The organism is Nonomuraea sp. NPDC003727, from assembly GCF_053586935.1.
In genome coordinates this window covers 396,741-417,002 of record NZ_JBSFNE010000010.1, presented here as the reverse complement: position 1 = coordinate 417,002, position 20,262 = coordinate 396,741, and the positions used below count along the sequence as shown (strand labels likewise).

The window sequence follows — 20,262 nt, the reverse complement described above, 5'->3', positions numbered from 1 at the left end:
GCAGTGAAAGAGAGAACGGCGGGGCCCGCGCTCCTTCTGCTGCCCGCGCTCATCGCGCTCGGCGTCTTCTTCCTCTACCCGTTGGGGTCGATGCTGGTCAGCGCCTTCACCGACCCGGAGCCCGGCCTGGGCAACTTCGCCTGGTTCTTCGGGGAGCAGGCCAACATGCAGGTGCTCGGCAGGACGTTCAGCACCGCGCTGTGGGTGACGCTGGTCGCGCTGGCGCTGTCCTACCCCTACGCCTACGCGATGACGATCGTGGGGGCGCGGGCCAGGGCGATCCTGACGCTGCTGGTGCTGGTGCCGTTCTGGACCAGCCTCATGGTGCGCACGTTCGCCTGGGTGATCCTGCTCCAGGACACCGGTGTGATCAACAAGGCGCTGGGCGCGCTCGGGATGGGGCCCTTCAGCCTCATCCGCACCCAGACCGGCGTGGTCATCGGCATGGTGCAGCTGCTGATGCCGTTCATGGTGCTGCCGCTCTACGCGGTCATGAGCGGGATCGACCGGCGGCTGCTGCCCGCGGCCACCAGCCTGGGCGCGCACCCGGTCACGGCGTTCGTCAAGGTGTACGTGCCGCTGTCGCTGCCCGGCGTCTCGGCCGGGTGCCTGACGGTGTTCATCAGCGCGCTCGGGTTCTACGTGACGCCCGCGCTGCTGGGCTCGCCGACCGACGCGCTGATCTCGCAGCAGATCTTCACCCAGGTGAACGGCCTGCTCAAGTGGGGCCGCGGCGGCGCGATGGGCGTCGTGCTGCTCGGGCTGACGCTCGCCATGATCGCGCTGCTGGGGCTGACGCTGCGCCGTACCGGGAAGAAGGTGACGGGATGAGGGCCCGCTGGCCGCTCTGGGCCTTCTGCGCGCTGACGGGCGTGTGGCTGGTCGTCCCGGCGCTGATCGTGGTGCCGCTGAGCTTCACCGACAAGCCGTCGCTGAAGTTCCCGCCGGACGGCTACTCCACCCGGTGGTACGAGAACTTCTTCGGCGACGCGGCGTGGATGTCCGCGCTCGGCACCTCCGTGCAGGTGGCGCTGCTGGTCACGGTCGTGGCCACGACGCTCGGCACGGCCGCCGCGCTCGGCCTGACCAGGGCGAAGATCAAGGGTCTTGCCCTGGCCCAGGGCTCCATGCTGGCGCCGATGATCGTGCCGGGCGTCGTGCTGGCCATCGGCACGTACGCGGTGTTCCTCAAACTGCAGCTCGTGGGCACGCTCGCCGGGTTCGTCATGGCGCACACCGTGCTGGCCCTGCCGTTCGTCATCATCCCGGTCACCGCCTCGCTGCGTGGCTTCGACCGGCGGCTGGAGGACGCGGCCGCCAGCCTCGGGGCGAGCAGGTGGACCGCCTTTCGCAGCGTGACGCTGCCCCTGGTCGCGCCCGGCGTGGCCTCGGGGGCGCTGTTCGCCTTCGTCACCAGCTTCGACGAGGTGGTCGTCTCGCTGTTCATCCAGAGCCCGTACCTGCAGACCCTGCCGGTGAAGATGTACGCCAGCGTCACCAGGGAGACCGACCCGACCATCGCCGCCGCGGCCACGATGATCATCGCGCTCACCACGACGCTCGTCCTCGTCGCCACCTTCTTCGTCGCCAGGAGGACCCGTGCCAAGTAGCATCCAGCTCACCGGCCTCACCAAGACCTACCACGACTTCGTCGCCGTCGACGACGTGTCGCTGACGATCGAGCCCGGCGAGTTCATGACCCTGCTGGGGCCCAGCGGCTCGGGCAAGACCACGACGCTCAACATCATCGCCGGGTTCGTCAGGCAGACCAGCGGCGAGCTGACCGTCGACGGCACCTCCATCAGCGCCACCCCGCCGCACCGGCGCGACATGGGCATGGTCTTTCAGCACTACGCCCTGTTCCCGCACATGACGGTCGCGGAGAACATCGCCTTCCCGCTCAAGCAGCGCAAGGTGCCCAAGGCCAAGCGCGCCGAACTGGTGGCGGCCGCCCTGGCCACCGTCCACCTCGGCGACTTCGGCCACCGCTACCCGCGCGAGCTGTCCGGCGGCCAGCAGCAGCGCGTCGCCGTCGCCCGCGCCATCGTCTACAACCCCCGGGTGCTGCTGATGGACGAGCCGCTCGGCGCGCTGGACAAGAAGCTGCGCGACTGGCTCCAGCTTGAGATCAAGCGCATCCACGCCGAGCTCGGCACCACGTTCGTCTATGTCACGCACGACCAGGACGAGGCGCTGGTGCTGTCGGACCGGATCGCGGTGTTCAACAAGGGCCGCATCGAGCAGGTGGGCCCCGCCGCGGAGCTGTACGAGCGGCCGAAGACGTTGTTCGTGGCCAAGTTCCTCGGCGAGTCGACGGTCCTGCGCGGGCCCGTCTCCGGCCAGGGCATCGGGGTGTGCGCGCGCCTGCTGGACGTGCGCGGCGGCATCGACGGCAAGGACGGCGCCCTGGTGGTGCGGCCGGAACGGCTGGCCGTCCGCAAGCCGGGACACGAGGCCGAGCCCGGCTGGAACGCCCTGCCCGCGACCGTCACGGGCGAGATCTACCTGGGCTCCAGCCGCAAGCTGGAGCTGAAACTGCCGGACGGCAGCCCCGCGCTGGTCCGCGAGCAGGCCGGCGGCCTGAGCGAGGCCCGTGCGGGCGACGAGGTGACGCTGACCTGGCGCGTCGCCGACTCCGTCCTCCTACCTGACGAAAGCGACGCGGAGGCTGTGCTCACGTGAACCTCACCAAGGACTTCGCCAACGGAGGAGTCTCCTTCTGGTACCGGCAGATCGGCGTCCCCGACCGCAGGGCGGCCCTGCCGGGCGCGCGTGACTACGACGTCGCCATCGTGGGCGGCGGCTACACCGGCCTCTGGACCGCCTACTACCTGAAGAAGGCCCAGCCCGACCTGCGGATCGCGATCCTGGAGAAGGAGTTCGCCGGATTCGGCGCCTCCGGCCGCAACGGCGGCTGGCTGTCGGCCGAGTTCGCCGGCTCGCGCGAGCGGCACGCCAAGGCGCGCGGCCGCCAGGCGATGATCGACCTGCAGCACGCCATGTTCGCGTCGGTCGACGAGGTCATCCGCATCGCGGGCGAGGAGGGCATCGACGCCGACATCCACAAGGGCGGGCTCATCCACACCGCCACCAACCCGGCCCAGCGCCGGCGCCTGCACGAGGAGCTCGACGAGCTGCGCGCGTGGGGTTACGGCGAGCAGGACCTGCGCCTGCTCGAACGCGACGAGCGCGAGTCGCGGCTGCGCGTGGCCGGCGCGCTCGACGCCACCTTCAGCCCGCACTGCGCCCGCATCCAGCCGGCCAAGCTGGCCGTGGGCCTGGCCAGGGTGGTCGAGGCGCTCGGCGTCGACATCTTCGAGGGCACCACGGTCACCGCGATCAGGCCCAGGCAGGCGATCACCACCAGGGGGGTGGTGAAGGCGGAGTACGTCATCCGCGCCACCGAGGGCTTCACCGCGGGCATCGAGGGCCAGCGCCGCCAGTGGCTGCCGATGAACAGTTCGATGATCGTCACCGAGCCGCTGCCCGCCGACGTGTGGAAGCACCTCGGCTGGGAGGACCGTGAGCTGCTCGGCGACGAGGCGCACGCCTACATCTACGCCCAGCGCACCGCGGACGACCGGATCGCCATCGGCGGGCGCGGCGTGCCGTACCGGTACGGCTCCCGCACCGACGACCGCGGCGCCACGCAGCGCTGGACCGTCGAGTCGCTGTGGCGCATGCTGGTCAAGCTGTTCCCGGCCGCGGCCGACGCGCGCATCCAGCACTCATGGTGCGGCGTGCTCGGCGTGCCGCGTGACTGGTGCTCGACCGTCCACCTCGACCACGCGACGGGGCTCGGCTGGGCGGGCGGCTACGTCGGCAGCGGCGTCACCACCACCAACCTGGCCGGTCGCACCCTGCGCGACCTGGTGCTGCGGCGGGACACCGAGCTGACCGCGCTGCCGTGGGTGGGCCGCCAGGTCCGCCAGTGGGAGCCCGAGCCGCTGCGCTACGCAGGCGTGCAGCTCATCTACACGCTGTTCCGTGCCGCCGACCGGCGGGAGAACGACAGGGGCACCTCCACCTCCGGATACGCCCGCCTGGCCAACCTGATCGCGGGGCGCTGATGACGCATCTGAGCGACGCCTTGTCCGTGGCGATGCCGCCGGCCGTGCCCAAGCCCACCAGCCTGACCGGCCAGCGCGAGTCGACGCTGGAGCTGTGGCGTGACGGCGGCGCGGAGACCGGCGTGTGGGAGTGCGAGCCCGGCACCTTCACCGCCGTCCGCGACGGCTTCCACGAGATCTGCCAGATCCTGACCGGCAGGGCCACGCTGACCGCGGACGACGGCCAGGTGACCGAGCTCGTCCCCGGCTCCACCGTGGTGCTGAACGACGGGTGGAAGGGCACATGGGTGGTGCACGAGACCATGCGCAAGATCTACGTCACAATTGACACTAATCCTATCTGATTAGTAGATTACCGGACGGCCCGCCGCGTGGCGGGCCGTCTTTTCGGTGTATTTCCTGCTTTTCCTACTGGGATTGTGATATGAGTAAGCGCATCGCCCTGGCCCTCGCCGCCCTCCTCGCCGTCTCCGCCTGCGGATCCAACGGCGCGGGCGACACCGCGGCAGGTGCCGCCGCCAACCCGTACAAGCTCCTCCAGCCGGGAATCGTCAGGACGGGGACGCTGACCGACGCGCCGCCGAACGTCTTCCTCAAGGACGGCAAGTTCACCGGATTCGACAACGACCTGTTCACCGCCGTGGCGGCCAAGGCCGGCCTCAAGGCGGAGTTCGTCGGCACCGACTTCTCCGCCCTGCTGTCGCAGGTGGCCACGCACAAGTTCGACGTCGGCAGCTCCTCGATCACGATCACCGAGGCGCGCAAGAAGACCGTCGCCTTCACCAACGGCTACGACTTCGGCTACTTCGGGCTCGACGTGCCCGCGGGCTCGGCGATCAAGTCCTTCGAGGAGCTCAAGGGCAAGCGGGTGGTCGTGGTGCAGGGCACCGTCCAGGACGACTACGCCACCCAGCAGGGCCTCGACCCGGTCCGGGTGCCCGACTACAACGGCGCGGTCAACCAGCTCAAGGCGGGCACCGCCGACGCCTGGATCTCGCCGGCCGAGATCGGCGAGACCAGCGCCAAGGAGAGCGGCGGCACGATCGTGCTGGCCGCCAAGCGGCTCAGCCCGGCGCCGACGGCCTTCGCGGTCGCCCACGACAAGCCCGAACTGCTGGCCGCGCTGAACAAGGCGCTGGACGAGGTCATCGCCGACGGCACCTGGAAGAAGCTGCAGGACCAGTACTACCCCGGGCGTCCCGTCCCCGAGGACTTCAAGCCGGGTAGCGCGGGCGCCAGGTGATGGACTGGCTGTCGACGCTGTGGCGGATGTTCTTCGACTGGGAGTCGATGCGCGAGGCGCTGCCCGACATGCTCACGGTCGGGCTGCCCAACACGCTGATCCTGGCCGGCGTCTCCGCCGTGCTCGGCACGGTCCTCGGCATGCTGCTGGCCATGGCGGGCATCGCCAGGACCCGGTGGCTCAGGTGGCCCGCGCGCCTCTACACCGACGTCTTCCGCGGGCTGCCCGCCGTCGTGACCATCCTGCTCATCGGCGTCGGACTCGCGCCCGTCGGGATGCGGATCTGGGGGCCCAACCCCTACCCGCTGGGCATCCTCGCGCTGTCCCTCATCGCCGCCGCCTACATCGGGGAGATCTTCCGCTCGGGCATCCAGAGCGTCGAGAGCGGCCAGCTCGAGGCGGCCCGCGCCCTGGGCTTCTCCCGCGGCGCCGCGCTGCGCCTGGTGATCATCCCGCAAGGGGTACGGCGGGTGCTGCCTGCCCTGGTCAACCAGGTGATCGCGCTCATCAAGGAGTCGAGCCTGGTCTACTTCCTCGGTCTGCTGGCCACCCAGCGCGAGCTGTTCAGGATCGGCCAGGACGCGGCGGCCAACACCGGCAACGAGTCCGCGCTGGTGCTGGCCGGGCTGTTCTATCTGCTGCTCACCGTGCCGCTCACCCACCTGGTCAACCACATCGACGGCCGGCTGCGGGCCGCGCCGAAGGAGGCGAGGGCATGAGCGGCGTCGTCACCCGCGACATCCGGCTGTCCTTCGGCGCCACACCCGTCCTGCGCGGCGTGGACCTCGACGTCGCGCACGGGCGGACGGCCTGCGTCATCGGCCCGTCGGGCTCGGGCAAGTCGACGTTCCTGCGCACGATCAACCGGCTGCTCGAACCGTCCGGCGGCGACGTCCTCCTGGACGGCCGGAGCGTGCTGGGGGAGGACCCCGACCGGCTCCGCCGCCGGATCGGGATGGTCTTCCAGCAGTTCAACCTGTTCCCGCACATGAGCATCCTGCGCAACCTGACGCTGCCGCTCCGCAGGATCAGGGGGCTGTCGGCCGACGAGGCCGAGCAGGTCGCCAGGCGCCAGCTCGACCTGGTGGGGCTGGCGGGCAGGGCGGACGCGCGCCCCGGGCACCTGTCGGGCGGCCAGCAGCAGCGGGCCGCCATCGCCAGGGCGCTGGCGATGGAGCCGGAGGTGATGCTCTTCGACGAGGCCACCTCCGCCCTCGACCCCGAACTGGTCAAGGGCGTGCTGGGGCTGATGGCCGAGCTGTCGCGCGAGGGCATGACCATGGTGGTCGTCACCCACGAGATGGGCTTCGCCCGCGAGGCGGCCGACACCGTGCTCTTCCTCGACGAGGGGGTGTCGGTGGAGGCGGGGCCGCCGGCGCGGATCTTCGAGGCGCCGGTCAGCCCCCGGCTCAAGCAGTTCCTGTCGGACGTGCTGTGAGCGTGGCGCCCGGCGCCACCCGCTGGACCTGCCCGCCCGCCGTCCAGGTGTAGGTCACGTGGTCCGACAGGTTGCTGAGCGTGGTGGTGCCGCCCTCGTGGCGCACCGCCACGCTGCCGCCGCCGACGGGGATGCCCGAGATCGACAGCCAGTCGATCCCCGCGGGCAGCGCCGGCTCCGTGGCGATGGCCGCGCCGTTCGGCCGCACGCCGAGCAGGCCCTCGACCACCTGGCTGACCAGCGTGAACGACACCTCCGGGTAGTCGCCGTTGCGCCCGCCCGCGACGTGCTCCTCCTCGCGGGCGGCGTAGATCTCCCGCATCCACCGCCAGGCGGTCTCCGGCCTGCCGGCGCGGAAGAACGTGTCAGGCAGGTAGGTCCACGCCTCGATGTTGTGGGGCCTGCCAGGACCGCCGGCCTGGGCCTCGATCGTGTCGAGGAGCCCGGTGTCGGCGGACAGGCCCTTCAGCGCGGGGAACCAGCTGCTCTCCCTGCCCCAGCCGGTGACGGGGCGGCCGTCGGCGGTGAAACCGCGCACGTCCGTCCACTCGGCGGCGAACCAGTCGCGCAGCTCGGCGGCCCGCCGCAGGTAGTCGTCGCCGTCCAGCCCGCGCGCCCGCGACAGCTCGGCCATGGCCAGGAAGGCCGCGTACCGCGCGGCCACCCCGTCACCCGCCACCGCCAGCGGCTCGCCCTCCAGCTCGTTGTAGGAGGCGGTGCCTTCGAAGATGCTGGTGCCCATCGCGGTGGGCGGCAGCTCGATCGCGTGCCGGTAGTAGTCCCACAGCACCGGGTCGTCGACGTAGGCCCGCTCGCCCGTCCAGCGGTGGCCGACGGCGCCCGCCTCCACCAGCTCGTACACCGCGGGGACCTCCCTGACGAAGTCGCCGGGCCCGCGATAGTCGATCGCCAGGTAGGAGCCGTCGAAGTTGAACGCCCACACCGGACGGCGGCCGTGCTCCTCGGTGGCCGAGGCGGCGAACAGGCGCAGCATCGTGAGGTTGGCCTCGTGCAGGCCGAGCAGGTGGGCGCCGGGGAGCTGGTGGACGAAGTCGCGCAGGTAGAAGCCGCTGCGGTGGGCGTAGCCCGCCCAGTACGAGGCCAGGTAGACGCCCTCGCCGGTGCCTTCCGGCCGCCGCTCGTCCACGTCGACCGGGCCGCGCGATCCGGCCGGGTGCGCCCAGCGCAGCGCCCGGTCGCACGCCCACTCGAACATCGCCACCAGCTCCTCGTTCGAGGAGTCGATACGCATGAAAGCCTTCCGATCAGGGTCCGAGACTGGGCCGGACCACCAGCTCGCCGGGCAGCAGGAGCCCGGACTGGGGAGTGACGCCGTCCTCGATGATCCGCAGCAGCCGGCTGACCAGCGCCTCGGCGATCCGCCGCAGCGGCAGCCGCACCGTGGTCAGCGCCGGCTGCAGGAACGCGGTCACCGGCAGGTCGTCGAAGGCGACGAGGGCCACGTCGCGGCCGATCTCCATACCCTCGGCCCTGGCGGCGGCGTAGACGCCGAGCGCGAGCCAGTCGCCCCCGGCCACGATCGCGGTCGGGCGGTCGGCGCCCGCCAGCAGCTCGCGGGTGGCCGCGACGACCCGCGCGGGCTCGTCACCCGGCACGGCGAACTCCCGGCCCCGCAGGCCGTGGCGGCGCACGCCGGCGCGGAAGCCGTCGCGCCGGTCGTCCATCCACGGCTGCCCGCTGGAGGAGGCCAGGAAGGCGACCTCGCCGTGCCCCCTGTCCGCCAGCAGGCCGACCAGGTCGACCACCGCCTGGACGCTGTCGACGTCCACCCACGCCTGCGGCTGCCCTGGCTCGGTCCTGCCGAAGGCCGCGAAGGGGAAGCCCTCGGCGGTCAGGTAGGCGACCCGGGGGTCATCGCGCAGTATGTCGGACAGCAGGAAGCCGTCCACGGTCCGCGCGGCGAGCAGCTCGTCCAGCGCCTGCTCCTGGCTCTGGCCCGGGCGCGGCCGTACCAGGAGGATCCGGTAGCCGGACTCGCCCGCCGCGGACACGACGGCCTCGAGGAAGCCGCCCATCAGCGGGTTGGGGTTGGCCGGGTCGTCGACCGGCGTCGGATAGGCGATGATCCGCCTGGTGCCCGACTTGAGGCTGCGCGCCGACTGGTCCGGACGGTAGCCGAGCTCCTCGATCAGCGCGGTCACCCGCTCCAGCGTCTCCGCCTTCAGCCGGTGCGGGGCGTTGAGCGCGTTGGAGATCGTCTGACGTGACACGCCGGCCGCGCGCGCGACGTCCTCGATGGTGACCCCGCGCTCGCGCGGCCGACGTGTCGCCACTCAGTCTCTCCTCAGCTTGAGCAGACCGCCCATGGGCACCTCGACCAGCCTCGCACCCGCGTCGAACCGCAGCCTGTCGGCGCTGACGAGCGTGCCGCCGCAGTCGAAGACCTCGGCGCTCGCCTCGCCCTCGCCGTAGAGGACCACCCGGGGGTCGGAGTCGGCGTTGGCGACCAGCACCTCTCCCGTGTCCGGAACGTCCACGGGGAGCGCGGCGTAGCGGGCGATGATCGTGGTGTCCCCATCGTAGGCCCGCACGAGGGGGTAGCCGTGCTCGGGCTGCGCCGGCTCCAGGGCGCCGAGTTGCAGGGTGTCCAGGTGGGTGCGGAAGACGCCCAGCCAGAACTCGACGGCGGCCAGCTGGTCGGGCCGCTGGGCGGCCAGGTCGACCGACACCTGCGGCACCGAGAACAGCGCGTTGATCAGGTGCACGGCCACCTGCTCGGCCGGCTCGTCCGGGTGCCACAGGATCATGTCCGAGTGCACGGCGACAGGTCCGGCGATCAGCCGCAGGTCGACCGTGCGCTGCCGGTTCTCCTGCGGGCTGAGCGGGCAGTCCATCGCGCGCACCATGTTCGCGTACGGCCACAGGCCCGGCCCCGTGTACGGCTGGCGGTGCTCGATCAGCACGTCCGGCCGCGTCCGGCGGAGCCGCGCGTCGAGGTCGTGCAGCAGCCGCCGCACCCCCTCGTCGACCTCCACGCAGTCGGCGCCGTCACTCGGGGCGGGATCTCCGCCCGGCGTGGCGAACCGGTCCACGAAGTCGATCTTCAGCCCGTCCATGCCCCACCGCTCGACCGCCTGGGCGAGCCTGCCGATGAGGAACTCGCGCACCTCGGGGTGGCGCGGGTCGAGCACGGCCGCGTCCATGTGGTCCAGGTAGCGCAGGAACCTGCCCTCGAAGTGCTCGAAGGCGGCGTTGTGCTTGCCGACGAACGGCAGCGCGTACCACAGCAGGTAGGCCATGCCGTTGTCGCGCACCCTGCGCACATGGCTCGCGATGTCGGGGAAGGCGGCCGGGTTGGGCTCCCAGTCACCGCAGAAGGCGTAGCCGCGCGCCCGGTCGGCGGTCTGCCAGCCGTCGTCCACGATGATCGTCTCGCAGCCGATCCGCCTGGCCAGCCGCGCCTGCACCTCCACCGTCTCCTCGGTGACCTCCTGGTGCATGCTGTACCACGTCGAGTAGGCAGGCAGCCGCGCCTGAAGGGGCGTCGGCGGCAGCTCGCGGCCCTCCAGCCACCAGGCCGCCACGTCGGCCAGCGCGGCCGAGTAGGGCCGCTCCGACACGTCGAGCCTGATCCGCAGCCCGTCGCCCTGCAGGGTGAAGACGAACTCGCCGGTCTCCTCGATCAGCCCGCCGGTGAAGCTGACCTGCGCCACCGTCTCGGCCAGCGCCGCCGTGCACACGTTGGCGCCTGCCGTACCGACCAGGCTGACGACCGGGGAGCCCGTGGTCAGCCTGGCCGTCAGCGGCGCGGCCCAGATCGGCGGCACCCAGCGGGTGCCGCTGCCCGGCGTCCAGAAGGCGGCCGTGCTCACGCACGGCACCCTCCACTGCGCCGCCGTCGCCTCGGGGGCGTCGATCAGCCACACCCCCTCGCCGAGCGGCGTCACGGTGACGCCGGTGGTCCCCGCCACCGCCACCTCGACCCCGCCCGCGTGAACCACGGTCGTCTCGTCGAGCGCGTGCGGCCCCCAGATCTGCATGTCTATCCCTTCGTGGCACCGGCCAGCAGGCCGGAGATGAACTGTCTTTGGAGAACGAGGAAGAGGATCATCATGGGCAGCGAGGAGATCGCCGTGCCCACCATGACCTGGCCGAAGTCGGTCTTGGCCAGCCCCAGCAGGCTGGCGAGGGCCACGGGCAGGGTGTACATCTCGGGCGTGCGCATCGCGATGAGCGGCCACAGGAAGTCGTTCCACGCGCCGAGGAACAGGAAGACCGCCAGCGCCGCCAGGACCGGCCGCATCACCGGGACCACCACCCGCCACAGCACCCGCAGCTCGCCCGCGCCGTCGACCCGCGCGGCGTCCAGCAGTTCGTCGGGTATGGCCAGCAGCGACTGCCGCATCAGGAAGATGCCGAACGGCACCGACAGGCTGGGCAGGATCAGCGCCGGATAGCTGTCGATCAGGCCGATGTCGTTCATCATCTCGAAGACCGGGATGATGGTGACGCCGGTGGGAATGACGAGCGTCGACAGCAGCAGCACGAACAGCAGATTGCGGCCCTTGAAGGTGAACTTGGCGAAGGCGTAACCCGCCAGCAGCGACACCACGATCGCGCCCGCGGTCTGCACCACCGCCACGTACAGGGTGTTGCCCAGCACGGTGACCAGCCCGATCGACTCCTCCAGCTTGGCCGTGTTCGCCACGAGTTGGTCGCCCGGGTAGAACTTCGGCGGCCAGGAGAAGATGTCGGAGTTGGCGTGGGTGGCGGCCATGGCCAGCCAGTAGAACGGGCCGACGCACAGCCCGAACACCACGGCCAGCACGAAAGTCAGCGTCCAGCCTTTCATGTCTTCTGCAACCTCATCTGTGCGATGCCGAACCCGGCCACGATCAACGTCAGGGCGTAGGCGATCGCCGCGGCGTAACCGAAGTCGAAGTAGCGGAAGCCGTTCAGGTACAGGTAAAGGGAGATCGTCAGCGTGGAGTTGTCGGGCCCCCCGCCGGTCAGCACCAACGGCTCGTCGAACAGCTGCAGCGTCCCGATCGTCGACAGCACCACGGTCAGCGCCAGGATCGGCCGCAGCTGCGGCACCGTGATCGACCAGAACCGGCGGACCGGGCCCGCGCCGTCCACCATCGCCGCCTCGTACAGCTCCTTGGCGATGCTCTGCAGGCCGGCCAGGTAGATCACCGCGTTGTAGCCGGTGTAGTGCCAGGTCAGGGCGATGACGATGGAGATGCGGGCCCAGAAGGGGCTGCCCAGCCAGTCGATGGGCGTCACGCCGAAGAAGCTGAGCAGCCAGTTGAGCAGGCCCGCGTCCTTGCGCAGGATCACCGAGAACATCACGCCGTAGGCGACCAGTCCGGTCAGGCTCGGCATGAAGACGCCGAGCCGCCACAGGCCGCGGAGCCGGAGGGAGGCGGAGTTGAGCCCGAGCGCCAGCAGCAGCGCGAGGAACAGCATGATCGGCACCTGGACGACCAGGATCAGCCCGGTGTTCCAGAGCGCGGTCCAGAACAGCGGGTCGTTCACCAGCCGGACGTAGTTGTCGAGCCCGACGAAGGTGCGGGCCGCGCCCGCGCCGGTGGTCAGGCTGATGTACATCGCGGCGAGGATCGGATACGCCTTGAAGACCAGGAAGCCGGCGAGCGCGGGCACGACCAGCAGGTAGGGGACGTTGCGCCGGGTGACGAACGACCGCCTGATCCCCGCCCGCTCCCGCGGCCTGGACAGGGTGAGCGTCATCCGGCGGCCGGCTTCCTGTTGGTCTGCTGGGCCAGCTGCGTGGCGGCCTCGGTCAGCGCCGCGGCCGGATCGGCGCCCTTGAGCAGCACCTTCGTCTGCGCGTCACTGGCGAGCTTCAGCGCCCTGGCGTAGTCGCCGGAGTAGTAGGTGGCGTCGGCGCCCTCGGTGAGCGCGTCGACGAACGTCTTGAGCGCCGGCTGGTCGCCGAAGTACGGCTGGGGCGCGGTGAACCTGGGGTCGGAGTAGGCCGCGGTCAGCGCCGGGAACACGCCGCCCTCCGCGAAGACCTTGTTGATCACCTCGGGCTTGGTCAGCGCGTACTCGACGAACGCGTACGCCTCCTTCTGGTGCGTGCTGGTGCCCGACACCGACAGGTGCGTGGAGTTGACGATCGCGGCGCGCTTGCCGCCCGGTGTCACGGCCGGCGGCTGCATGACCCGCCACAGGCCCTTCTGCTCGGGACGCATCTCGGGGATGTAGCTGACCGCCCAGGCCGCCCAGGGAAGCGCGGCCAGCTTGCCGCTGCCGATCATCTGCTTGGCCGTGCCCTCGCCGGAGGTGTCGGCGAGGATGCCCGCGTCGTTCATCTTCTTGAGCAGGGTCATGGCCTGGACGGCAGGCGCGGAGCCGAGCGTGACCTCGCCCTCCCGGTTGAAGTAGAAGGCGCCCTGCTGCTGGAGCAGCGACTGGTACAGGTCCATGTCGACGCTGCCGGCGGCCGGCTTGTTGAGGCCGAGGAGGAAGGCGCCGGTCTTCTCCTTCAGCTTCTTGCCCGCCTCGATCGCCTCGTCCCAGGTGGTGATCTTCTCCGCGTCGACGCCCGCCTTGTCGAACAGGTCCTTGCGGTAGAAGAAGCCGACCGGGTTGACCTCCCACGGCATCGCGTAGACGCCGCCGTCCTTGCCGGTCACCGTCGGCCACAGCCCCTTGGCGAAGGCGTCCTTGTACTTGTCGGCGCCCAGCTTGCGCAGGTCGGCGAGGCCGCCGGGGAACTTGTCCATGTAGCCGGGCAGGTAGTCGATGCCGATGTGCAGCACGTCTCCCAGGCCCTTGCCGCCGGCGGCCATGCCGATGGTGATCTTGTCCCAGATGGCGGGGTTGCCGATCGCCTGGACGTTGACCTTGATGTTCGGGTTGGCCTTCTCGAAGTCCTTGGCCACGGCGGCCAGGCCCTCGCTGGCGGGCTTCCATGACCAGACGGTGATCGTGACGGGGCCGTTCTGCTCCGCGTCGGGGGAGGAGCCGCAGGCCGCGGCGAGTGCTCCGGTGAGGACGACGGCCAGGGCCGCGCGACGGTTGATCATTTCTTTCCTTTCGGGGGGTCAGGGCCTGCGTGTGATACGCAGTCCCTCGGCCAGGCGGTCCACGGCCTGGCTGGGGGTGGTGGCGTGGGGGGACAGCCGGATCCACGGGCCGCGCAGGGTGGTGGTGAGCCCTGCTCGCGCGAGGGCGGCATGGACGTCCGCGGGATCGTGCCCGGGGAGGCGGAAGCAGGCGATGCCGCCGCGCTCCTCAGGGGGCAGGTCGTCGTGCGGGATCTCCGCACCCGCGGCTCTGGCGGTGTCCAGGAGGGCGCCGAGGGTGTCGGCGAGCCTGGCGGCGATGGCATCCACGCCCACGGTGGTGACGAGATCGAGGGCGACGCCGAACGCGGCGACAGCCGGGTAGTCGGGGTTGGTCATGGTGTGCGCCGCCGCGCCGGGGAGCGGCTCGCGTGGATGGCCGCTCGTGCCGTCCGGGGCGGGGGCGGGGGCCTGTTCCGCCAGGGGTTCGCGGACGCCGGACCAGCCGCCGATGCCGGGGGAGAGGCGGGCCGAGACCCGGTCGCGGACGAGCAGGGCGGCGGCGCCCCACCCCGCCCTGAGCCATTTCTGGCCGCCGGAGGCCAGGACGTCGGCCGCCTCGACCTCCAGGGGAACGGCGCCCAGGCCCTGGATGGCGTCCACGACCAGGACCCGGTCGCGGCCGAGGACCTCCTTGAGCGCACCGAGCGGGGGCCGATGGCCGGTCAGCGCGTCCACGGCGCTGACCGCCAGCGCCCTGACGTCGGCGGTGAGGTGGGCGGCCACGACCTCGGGGGTCACCCGGGGGGCGTCGATCCACCGCACGCGTGGCCCGCCGCGATCCTGCAGGCGCAGCCACGGATAGACGTTGGCGGGGAACTCGCCGCGGCGCACCAGCACCGTGCCGCCCTGGAGGGCGGCTGCCGCCGCGAACAGCGCGTGGCTGGTCGAGGAGACGAAGGCGACCTCGTGCGGCGTGGCCCGCAGGAAGCCGGCGGTGTTCCGCCGCGCCTCCTCGAGCCGGGCGGCCAGCGTGTCCACCGCCCGCTCGCCCCTGCTCGCGCGGGCCGCCTCGACCAGGGTCATGGCGACGTCGTGTGAGATCGGGCCGACCCTGGCGAAGTCGAGATAGCCGGGCAGCTCGTCGAATCGCCCCAGGTAGCGCGCGAGTTGAACGTTCATATCAACAAGGCGTGCCATGGGGGACTCCAGGGGTGGGGGGTAGATATGAGCGTTCAATATAGGGTAATTCGGGCGCGCCGGGAAGACCCCGTGCGCGCCCGATGCTTTCTCAGTACTCGGTGGTCAGCGTGACACCGCTGAAGTCCGTCACGCCGTAGAGGGCTGGCGGCCGTGGCCTCGCCCGCCGGTGGCGGCTCGTCGCCGGACGGTGCCGGGCCCGATCGCGCCGCGGACGCGGGGGCCGGGGGTAACGAGAGGGAGTCGGCCCGGGCGGCGGTCAGGCCACCGGTCGCCAGGCTGAGCGTCAGGGCGACCACGGCCGCCTTCGACAGGGTTCGCGCAATTCTCATCGCCACTCCTGGGGGTGGAGCGCGGGAAGGGCCGGGCCCCCGAGTGTCCACCGGCCGGCCGCACTTATGGAGTGCAAGCGTCCACTTGCCGAAGCGCCCGCGGCTGTCATTCCCGCCGGTCACGACCTATACTCGAACACATGTTTCAGGCTTCGCTGCTCGACCTGTTCGCCGCCGAAGGCCCCGGGCCGCTCGGATCCACGGTCAGACGCGTCGACCTGGGCCACGGCGCCTGGATCGACCTCAGGCCCGGCTGGATCGGCGGCGCCGACGCCCTGCTCGACCGGCTGATCACCGGAGTGCGATGGCGGGCCGAGCGGCGTCACATGTACGACCGGGTGGTCGACGTGCCCCGCCTGCTGGCCTTCTACGAGGAGGGGCAGGAGCTGCCCGACCCGGTGCTGGACGAGGCCAGGGCAGCGCTCGACGCCCACTACGGCGCCGAGCTCGGCGAGCCGTTCGCCACGGCGGGCCTGTGCTTCTACCGCGACGGCCGCGACAGCGTGGCCTGGCACGGCGACACCATCGGGCGGGGCAGCACCGAGGACACCATGGTGGCCATCGTCTCCGTCGGCGCCCCGCGGGCCCTCATGCTGCGGCCCCGCGGCGGTGGCGGCGCGACCGTGCGGCACGAGCTCGGCCACGGCGACCTCCTGGTGATGGGCGGCAGCTGCCAGCGCACCTGGGAGCACGCGATCCCGAAGACGGCCCGCCCGGTCGGGCCGCGCGTCAGCATCCAGTTCCGCCCCCGGGGCGTCCGCTGACCTTCGCGCTACACTCGGCTCGGGCGCCAGCATCCGGTTCCGGCCCCGGGGCGTCCGCCGACCTTCGCGCCGGATCAGCTCGTGCGTCAGCATCCGGTTCCGCCCCGGGGTGTCCGCCGGCCTCGCGCCCGATCAGTACGCTCGGCTCGTGCCACATACCCTGACCGCAGGTTGGATCACGCTCGTGGGGCCGTCGCCCGCCGCCGCGGCCACGGGCGCCGAGCTGGTCGCCCGATGGGCCGAGCCGCATCGCCGGTACCACACCCTCGACCACCTGCGCGCGGTCCTGCGCGCCGTCGACACGCTGGCGCACCTTGCCGGCGACGCCGACGCGGTACGGCTGGCCGCGTGGTTCCACGACGCGGTGTACGAGGGCAAGGCCGGCTCGGACGAGGAACGCAGCGCCCAGCTGGCCCAGTCCCGGCTGGCGAGATGCGGTCTGCCGCAGGCTCGGGTGGCCGAGGTGGCCAGGCTCGTCCGCCTCACCGCCACGCACGACCCCGACTACACCACCGAGCCGCCCTCCTCGCCTGGGCGCGGGCGGGACGCGAACGGGGCCGTGCTGTGCGACGCCGACCTCGCCGTCCTCGCCGGCGACGACTACGCGGCATACGCGCGGGCCGTCAGGCAGGAGTACGCGCACGTGCCCGACGAGCTGTTCCGGCCCGGCCGGGCCCAGGTGCTGCGCCGGCTGATGGACGCGCCCCGGCTCTATCGCACGCCGCTCGCCCACGACCTGTGGGAGGCGAGGGCCCGCGCCAACATGACCGCCGAACTGGCCACCCTCGAAGCCTGAGCCGCGCCGGTCTTCTCGTGCGCCACCCTGCGGTCAACGCAGTCACGGACGGATCCCGGCCGCTCGGGCCCCATCGCCCCGCGATCAGGCGGCGTCGCGTGCCCCGGCTGGTCTCGCGCAGGGTGCGCCGTCGTCCTACAGTCCGCGGTTTCGGCGGGCCTGGCTGGTCTCGCGCAGGGTGTGCCGTCGTCCTACTGTCAGCGGTTTCGGCGTGCCTGGCTGGTCTCGCGCAGTGCGGTCAGTGGCGTCGGCGTACCCTCGCTGGTCTCGTATGGGGTGTGCCGTCGTCCTGTGGTCAGTGGCGTCGGCGGGCCCGGCTTGTCGCGTGTATCGTCCTGGGTCAGCGGGGTTCCGGGGAGCGGCGCTTGCGGTGGCGCAGGCCGGCGGCGATGAGGCGGGCCAGCAGTTCCCTGGAGCTGACCGGCTCGGCGCCCAGCGAGACGGCCCGCGAGTGCACCGTCTCCGGCACGTCGTAGTGGTCCCTGTCGAAGGCCCGCGCCGGCACCCCCAACAGCTCCGCGAACTCGTGCAGTTCCTCCAGCGAGCGGTCGCTGACCAGATGGGACCACAGCAGCCCCCGGGGACCGGGCCAGTTCGGGGGATCGATCAGCACCGTCACGCCGTCAAGCGTAAAGCCACCCGCGCCGTGAGGCGGCGCCCCGAAACCGCGGCACTTCCGCCAGTTCTTGGGGGCTCGAACCGCTCGAACCGCGCGCCGGCCCCACCCCGCTGCAGGAGAACCACCCACCGCGGATCAGGCGGGTGGGCCGCTCCACGGGCGATGGCATCAACCGATCGGTTGATGGGAGGTTCATCCAGACCCCTGATGGCTCCGGCAGGCCGCGACGGCAACCTGGAACACGTCAAGCCGTTCCGACCTGGAGAACCGACACCATGAAGATCCGTACCCGCCTGGTCGCTGGAGCCGTCGCCGCCATCGCTCTCACCAGCGGCCTGGCCACCACCCAGGTCGCGCGGGCCGCGGCCGCGGACCCGGCCGTCGTCGAGACCAAGGTGCTGTCCGCCGACGTCGCCCTGAAGATCGCCGACGCGGTGCAGAAGGAGGCGGCCAAGCAGAAGCAGCGTGTGACCGTCGCGATCGTGGACCGCTCCGGCGCCACCCGCCTGATCCTCAAGGGTGACGGCGCCGGTCCGCAGACCGAGGAGTCGGCCAGGCGCAAGGCGTTCACCGCGGTGAGCTTCGGCCAGGCGACCAGCGCGCTGGCGAAGAACCAGGCGCTGGCGGCCATCCCCGGCACGCTCCTGCTCGGCGGCGGCATCCCCGTGGCCGTCGACGGCGCCCCGATCGCGGGCATCGGCGTCGGCGGCGCACCCTCCGGCGACATCGACGAGGCCCTCGCCCAGGCCGGCCTCAAGGCCGTCCAGGGCGTTGGCTGACCTGCTCCACTGCTGCCCGCCGACCCGCCGACCCACTGACCCGACCCGCTGACCTGGGGTGGCCCCCGCTCCTCAGGTCAGCGGGTGCGGCCGACCATCCGGTACGGCACGCCGTCCCCCGCGCCACCCGAGGGCGCGGGGCTGGCGCTGTCCAGGGATACGCTCCTCGATCGCGCGTGGCCCGGGCTCGTAACGGCGCCCCGGCACGCGACTCGGGGCCAACCCTCGCCCCCGGCCTCGGCGAGATCGGAATCGCGACCGACCTCGGACCGGGTCGCGCCGTGACGATCGTCGGGACCAACCCGGATCCGGCCGCGCCGAGACCGGCGTTGGGACCACCCCCCGAATCAAGGCCGCACGGAGATGGGGGTTGGTCTACCCGGATCGGGCCGCATCGTGACGATCGTCGGGGCCAACCTCGGATCGGGCCGCGCCGAGACCGGCGTTGGGACCACCCCCCGAATCAAGGCCGCACGGAGATGGGCGTCGGTCTGTCCCGCCGCGTGTTCCTGTTGCCGGGGCGGCCGCACGGCATGCCGCAGGAGGGTGATGAAGATCACCAGCGAAATCCCGTGCGAGGGAGGCCGCCGGATCGTCCTGTCGGGAATCGTGGGAGGCCGGAGGTCACCTGATGCACGTTTTCTCATGCGATGGGCCGTCGCGCCGCGATTCCCCCTTGTCACCGGCCTGCGTAGAGCAGCGGAGCCGGCTGACGGCCACGCTCCGTAGGTTCCGGTATTCCCGACCGGCGGATCCCTGGCCGGCGGTGAATGCTCAATCGGCGGATTCCTGGCCGGCGGATCCCCGGCCCATGGCTAATCCCCGGCCCATGGCGAATCCCCGGCCGATGCCGAACTCCCGGCCGATGGGGGATTCCCGGCCCATGGCGGATCTCCGACCGGCGGCGGGCCCTCGACCGATGGCGAATTCCCGGCCGATGGTGGATTCCCGGCCGATGTCGAATTCCCGGGTGGCGGATCATGCCGGGGCGTGCCGGAGCCGCGATGCGGTCGCGGGCGGCCCGCACGAGCGTCCGGTCGCGTCATGACGGGCGATCTCGCGCAGCCGTACCTGCTGCCCGCAGGAGAGGGCGAGGCCGCCGCCACCCCGCAGCTCACGCCCATGCGGATCAAGGCGTCCAGCGAGCTCACGGGGGGCGCGATGGGCATGCTGGAGAGCGCGGATCCGCCCGGCTTCTCGACCGTGCTGCACACCCACGAGGTCGCGGAGCTCTGGTACATCCTGGAGGGGCACTACGACTATCACGTGGCGGGGCGGTGGTTGTCGGCCGAGGCGGGCGCCGTGGTGTTCGTGCCACCGGGATGCCCGCACGGTCTGCGTGCGGGGCCTTCGGGAGGGCGCAAGCTGACGATCTTCGTGCCCGGTGGCACCGAGGGGTTCTTCCGCGACATCCACCGTCGCGCCGAGGCGGGTGATCTCCCGGAGGAGACCATGCGCGCCCTCGACGCGACGTACGGTGTGACCACGCTCGGCCCGTTACCGCCCCTGGACGGCTGAGCCCGCCCGCGCCATGCCGCGTACCACGATCCAGTGGAAGGGCCGGATGACGGCGAAGTAGAGCCGGCCGGTCCAGTGCAGATACCTGATCACGGTCACCATCCGGAAGCGGTCGTCTCCGTCGGAGACGACCGCCAGGTAGGCGGCCAGGTGCGAGTCGCTCGCCTCCAGCAACAGGTGCCGGTCCTCGACGCCTTCGACGACCCGGAAGAACCCGATCCTGCGGCCCGGCGTGAACGGGATGTCCTCGGGCCGCATGCCGCCCGATCCCGGCTGGACGTCCGGGTGGGCCGTGCGCAGCATCCGAGCGAACACGCCCCGCATCCGGTACAGGAGCCGCAGCCAGCCGGGTTCCCATCCGAGCGCGCCCGCGACGAACTCGCGCAGGGTCCCCCGGGCGCGGACCGGCAGCGTGTCGGTGAAGTCGCCGGAGCCGGTCAGGGCGCGCAAGGCGGCGAAGTCGGTGCCCATGCATCCCCCTTTTTAGAGAGTATCCTCTAGAATTATG

The 20,262-nt window shown here is 71.5% G+C and carries 21 protein-coding genes; 12 read left to right on the top strand and 9 right to left on the bottom strand.

Going from position 1 to position 20,262, the window contains the following annotated elements:
- Positions 1-3 precede the first annotated feature (3 nt).
- From ACWDLG_RS26985 to ACWDLG_RS26950, 8 genes are all read left to right on the top strand, one after another.
- The gene (locus ACWDLG_RS26985) at positions 4-831 is read left to right on the top strand and encodes an ABC transporter permease (protein ID WP_449924868.1); all 828 of its coding nucleotides are present in this window, start codon (positions 4-6) and stop codon (positions 829-831) included.
- Positions 828-1,610, top strand: a complete 783-nt coding sequence (locus ACWDLG_RS26980) for an ABC transporter permease (protein ID WP_354904864.1) — start codon at positions 828-830, stop codon at positions 1,608-1,610. The genes ACWDLG_RS26985 and ACWDLG_RS26980 overlap by 4 nt, the downstream gene beginning before the upstream one ends.
- Positions 1,600-2,682: an ABC transporter ATP-binding protein gene (locus ACWDLG_RS26975; RefSeq protein WP_354904862.1), complete on the top strand. Its 1,083-nt coding sequence runs from the start codon at positions 1,600-1,602 to the stop codon at positions 2,680-2,682. The genes ACWDLG_RS26980 and ACWDLG_RS26975 overlap by 11 nt, the downstream gene beginning before the upstream one ends.
- Positions 2,679-4,070: an NAD(P)/FAD-dependent oxidoreductase gene (locus ACWDLG_RS26970; protein ID WP_449924864.1), complete on the top strand. Its 1,392-nt coding sequence runs from the start codon at positions 2,679-2,681 to the stop codon at positions 4,068-4,070. The genes ACWDLG_RS26975 and ACWDLG_RS26970 overlap by 4 nt, the downstream gene beginning before the upstream one ends.
- Positions 4,070-4,414 (top strand): cupin domain-containing protein, encoded by a 345-nt coding sequence (locus ACWDLG_RS26965; RefSeq protein ID WP_449924861.1) that lies wholly within the window; start codon positions 4,070-4,072, stop codon positions 4,412-4,414. The genes ACWDLG_RS26970 and ACWDLG_RS26965 overlap by 1 nt, the downstream gene beginning before the upstream one ends.
- 80 nt (positions 4,415-4,494) lie before the next feature.
- Positions 4,495-5,313: an ABC transporter substrate-binding protein gene (locus ACWDLG_RS26960; RefSeq protein ID WP_449924857.1), complete on the top strand. Its 819-nt coding sequence runs from the start codon at positions 4,495-4,497 to the stop codon at positions 5,311-5,313.
- Entirely contained in the window at positions 5,313-6,032 is a 720-nt protein-coding gene (locus ACWDLG_RS26955) for an amino acid ABC transporter permease (RefSeq protein ID WP_449924854.1), read from the top strand. The genes ACWDLG_RS26960 and ACWDLG_RS26955 overlap by 1 nt, the downstream gene beginning before the upstream one ends.
- Complete coding sequence (locus ACWDLG_RS26950; RefSeq protein WP_449924850.1) at positions 6,029-6,751, top strand: amino acid ABC transporter ATP-binding protein; 723 nt, start codon at positions 6,029-6,031, stop codon at positions 6,749-6,751. The genes ACWDLG_RS26955 and ACWDLG_RS26950 overlap by 4 nt, the downstream gene beginning before the upstream one ends.
- Here ACWDLG_RS26950 and ACWDLG_RS26945 read toward each other — a convergent pair.
- From ACWDLG_RS26945 to ACWDLG_RS26915, 7 genes are read right to left on the bottom strand one after another with little or no spacing between them, the layout of a single operon-like run.
- Positions 6,723-8,003 (bottom strand): hypothetical protein, encoded by a 1,281-nt coding sequence (locus ACWDLG_RS26945; protein WP_449924847.1) that lies wholly within the window; start codon positions 8,001-8,003, stop codon positions 6,723-6,725. The genes ACWDLG_RS26950 and ACWDLG_RS26945 overlap by 29 nt on opposite strands.
- A gap of 13 nt (positions 8,004-8,016) precedes the next feature.
- Positions 8,017-9,045 (bottom strand): LacI family DNA-binding transcriptional regulator, encoded by a 1,029-nt coding sequence (locus tag ACWDLG_RS26940; protein WP_449924844.1) that lies wholly within the window; start codon positions 9,043-9,045, stop codon positions 8,017-8,019.
- Positions 9,046-10,752, bottom strand: coding sequence for a glycoside hydrolase family 36 protein (locus ACWDLG_RS26935; protein ID WP_449924841.1), 1,707 nt, complete (start codon positions 10,750-10,752; stop codon positions 9,046-9,048).
- Between the two features lie 2 nt (positions 10,753-10,754).
- Complete coding sequence (locus tag ACWDLG_RS26930; RefSeq protein WP_449924838.1) at positions 10,755-11,564, bottom strand: carbohydrate ABC transporter permease; 810 nt, start codon at positions 11,562-11,564, stop codon at positions 10,755-10,757.
- Positions 11,561-12,463: a carbohydrate ABC transporter permease gene (locus ACWDLG_RS26925; RefSeq protein WP_449924835.1), complete on the bottom strand. Its 903-nt coding sequence runs from the start codon at positions 12,461-12,463 to the stop codon at positions 11,561-11,563. The genes ACWDLG_RS26930 and ACWDLG_RS26925 overlap by 4 nt, the downstream gene beginning before the upstream one ends.
- On the bottom strand, positions 12,460-13,767 hold the full coding sequence (locus ACWDLG_RS26920) for an ABC transporter substrate-binding protein (protein ID WP_449924832.1): 1,308 nt from the start codon (positions 13,765-13,767) through the stop codon (positions 12,460-12,462). The genes ACWDLG_RS26925 and ACWDLG_RS26920 overlap by 4 nt, the downstream gene beginning before the upstream one ends.
- 18 nt (positions 13,768-13,785) lie before the next feature.
- A complete protein-coding gene (locus ACWDLG_RS26915; RefSeq protein ID WP_449924829.1) occupies positions 13,786-14,928 on the bottom strand; it encodes an aminotransferase class V-fold PLP-dependent enzyme in 1,143 nt (380 codons plus the stop codon).
- A 490-nt stretch (positions 14,929-15,418) separates the two neighbouring features.
- Here ACWDLG_RS26915 and ACWDLG_RS26910 point away from each other — a divergent pair, with 490 nt between their 5' ends.
- Positions 15,419-16,042 carry an alpha-ketoglutarate-dependent dioxygenase AlkB gene (locus ACWDLG_RS26910; protein WP_354904837.1) on the top strand — a complete coding sequence of 208 codons (624 nt, stop codon included), beginning with the start codon at positions 15,419-15,421 and terminating at the stop codon, positions 16,040-16,042.
- A 148-nt stretch (positions 16,043-16,190) separates the two neighbouring features.
- Positions 16,191-16,838 (top strand): HD domain-containing protein, encoded by a 648-nt coding sequence (locus tag ACWDLG_RS26905; protein WP_449924825.1) that lies wholly within the window; start codon positions 16,191-16,193, stop codon positions 16,836-16,838.
- 340 nt (positions 16,839-17,178) lie between these two features.
- On the opposite strand, the gene ACWDLG_RS26900 is transcribed toward ACWDLG_RS26905, so the two are convergent.
- Entirely contained in the window at positions 17,179-17,457 is a 279-nt protein-coding gene (locus ACWDLG_RS26900; protein WP_449924822.1) for a DUF4031 domain-containing protein, read from the bottom strand.
- A gap of 275 nt (positions 17,458-17,732) precedes the next feature.
- On the opposite strand from ACWDLG_RS26900, the gene ACWDLG_RS26895 reads away from it, so the two are divergent.
- Both ACWDLG_RS26895 and ACWDLG_RS26890 read left to right on the top strand, forming a co-directional pair.
- Positions 17,733-18,236: a GlcG/HbpS family heme-binding protein gene (locus ACWDLG_RS26895; protein ID WP_449924819.1), complete on the top strand. Its 504-nt coding sequence runs from the start codon at positions 17,733-17,735 to the stop codon at positions 18,234-18,236.
- Between the two features lie 1,044 nt (positions 18,237-19,280).
- Positions 19,281-19,754: a cupin domain-containing protein gene (locus ACWDLG_RS26890; RefSeq protein WP_449924817.1), complete on the top strand. Its 474-nt coding sequence runs from the start codon at positions 19,281-19,283 to the stop codon at positions 19,752-19,754.
- On the opposite strand, the gene ACWDLG_RS26885 is transcribed toward ACWDLG_RS26890, so the two are convergent.
- On the bottom strand, positions 19,734-20,225 hold the full coding sequence (locus ACWDLG_RS26885; protein ID WP_449924815.1) for a DUF2867 domain-containing protein: 492 nt from the start codon (positions 20,223-20,225) through the stop codon (positions 19,734-19,736). The genes ACWDLG_RS26890 and ACWDLG_RS26885 overlap by 21 nt on opposite strands.
- Positions 20,226-20,262 lie beyond the last annotated feature (37 nt).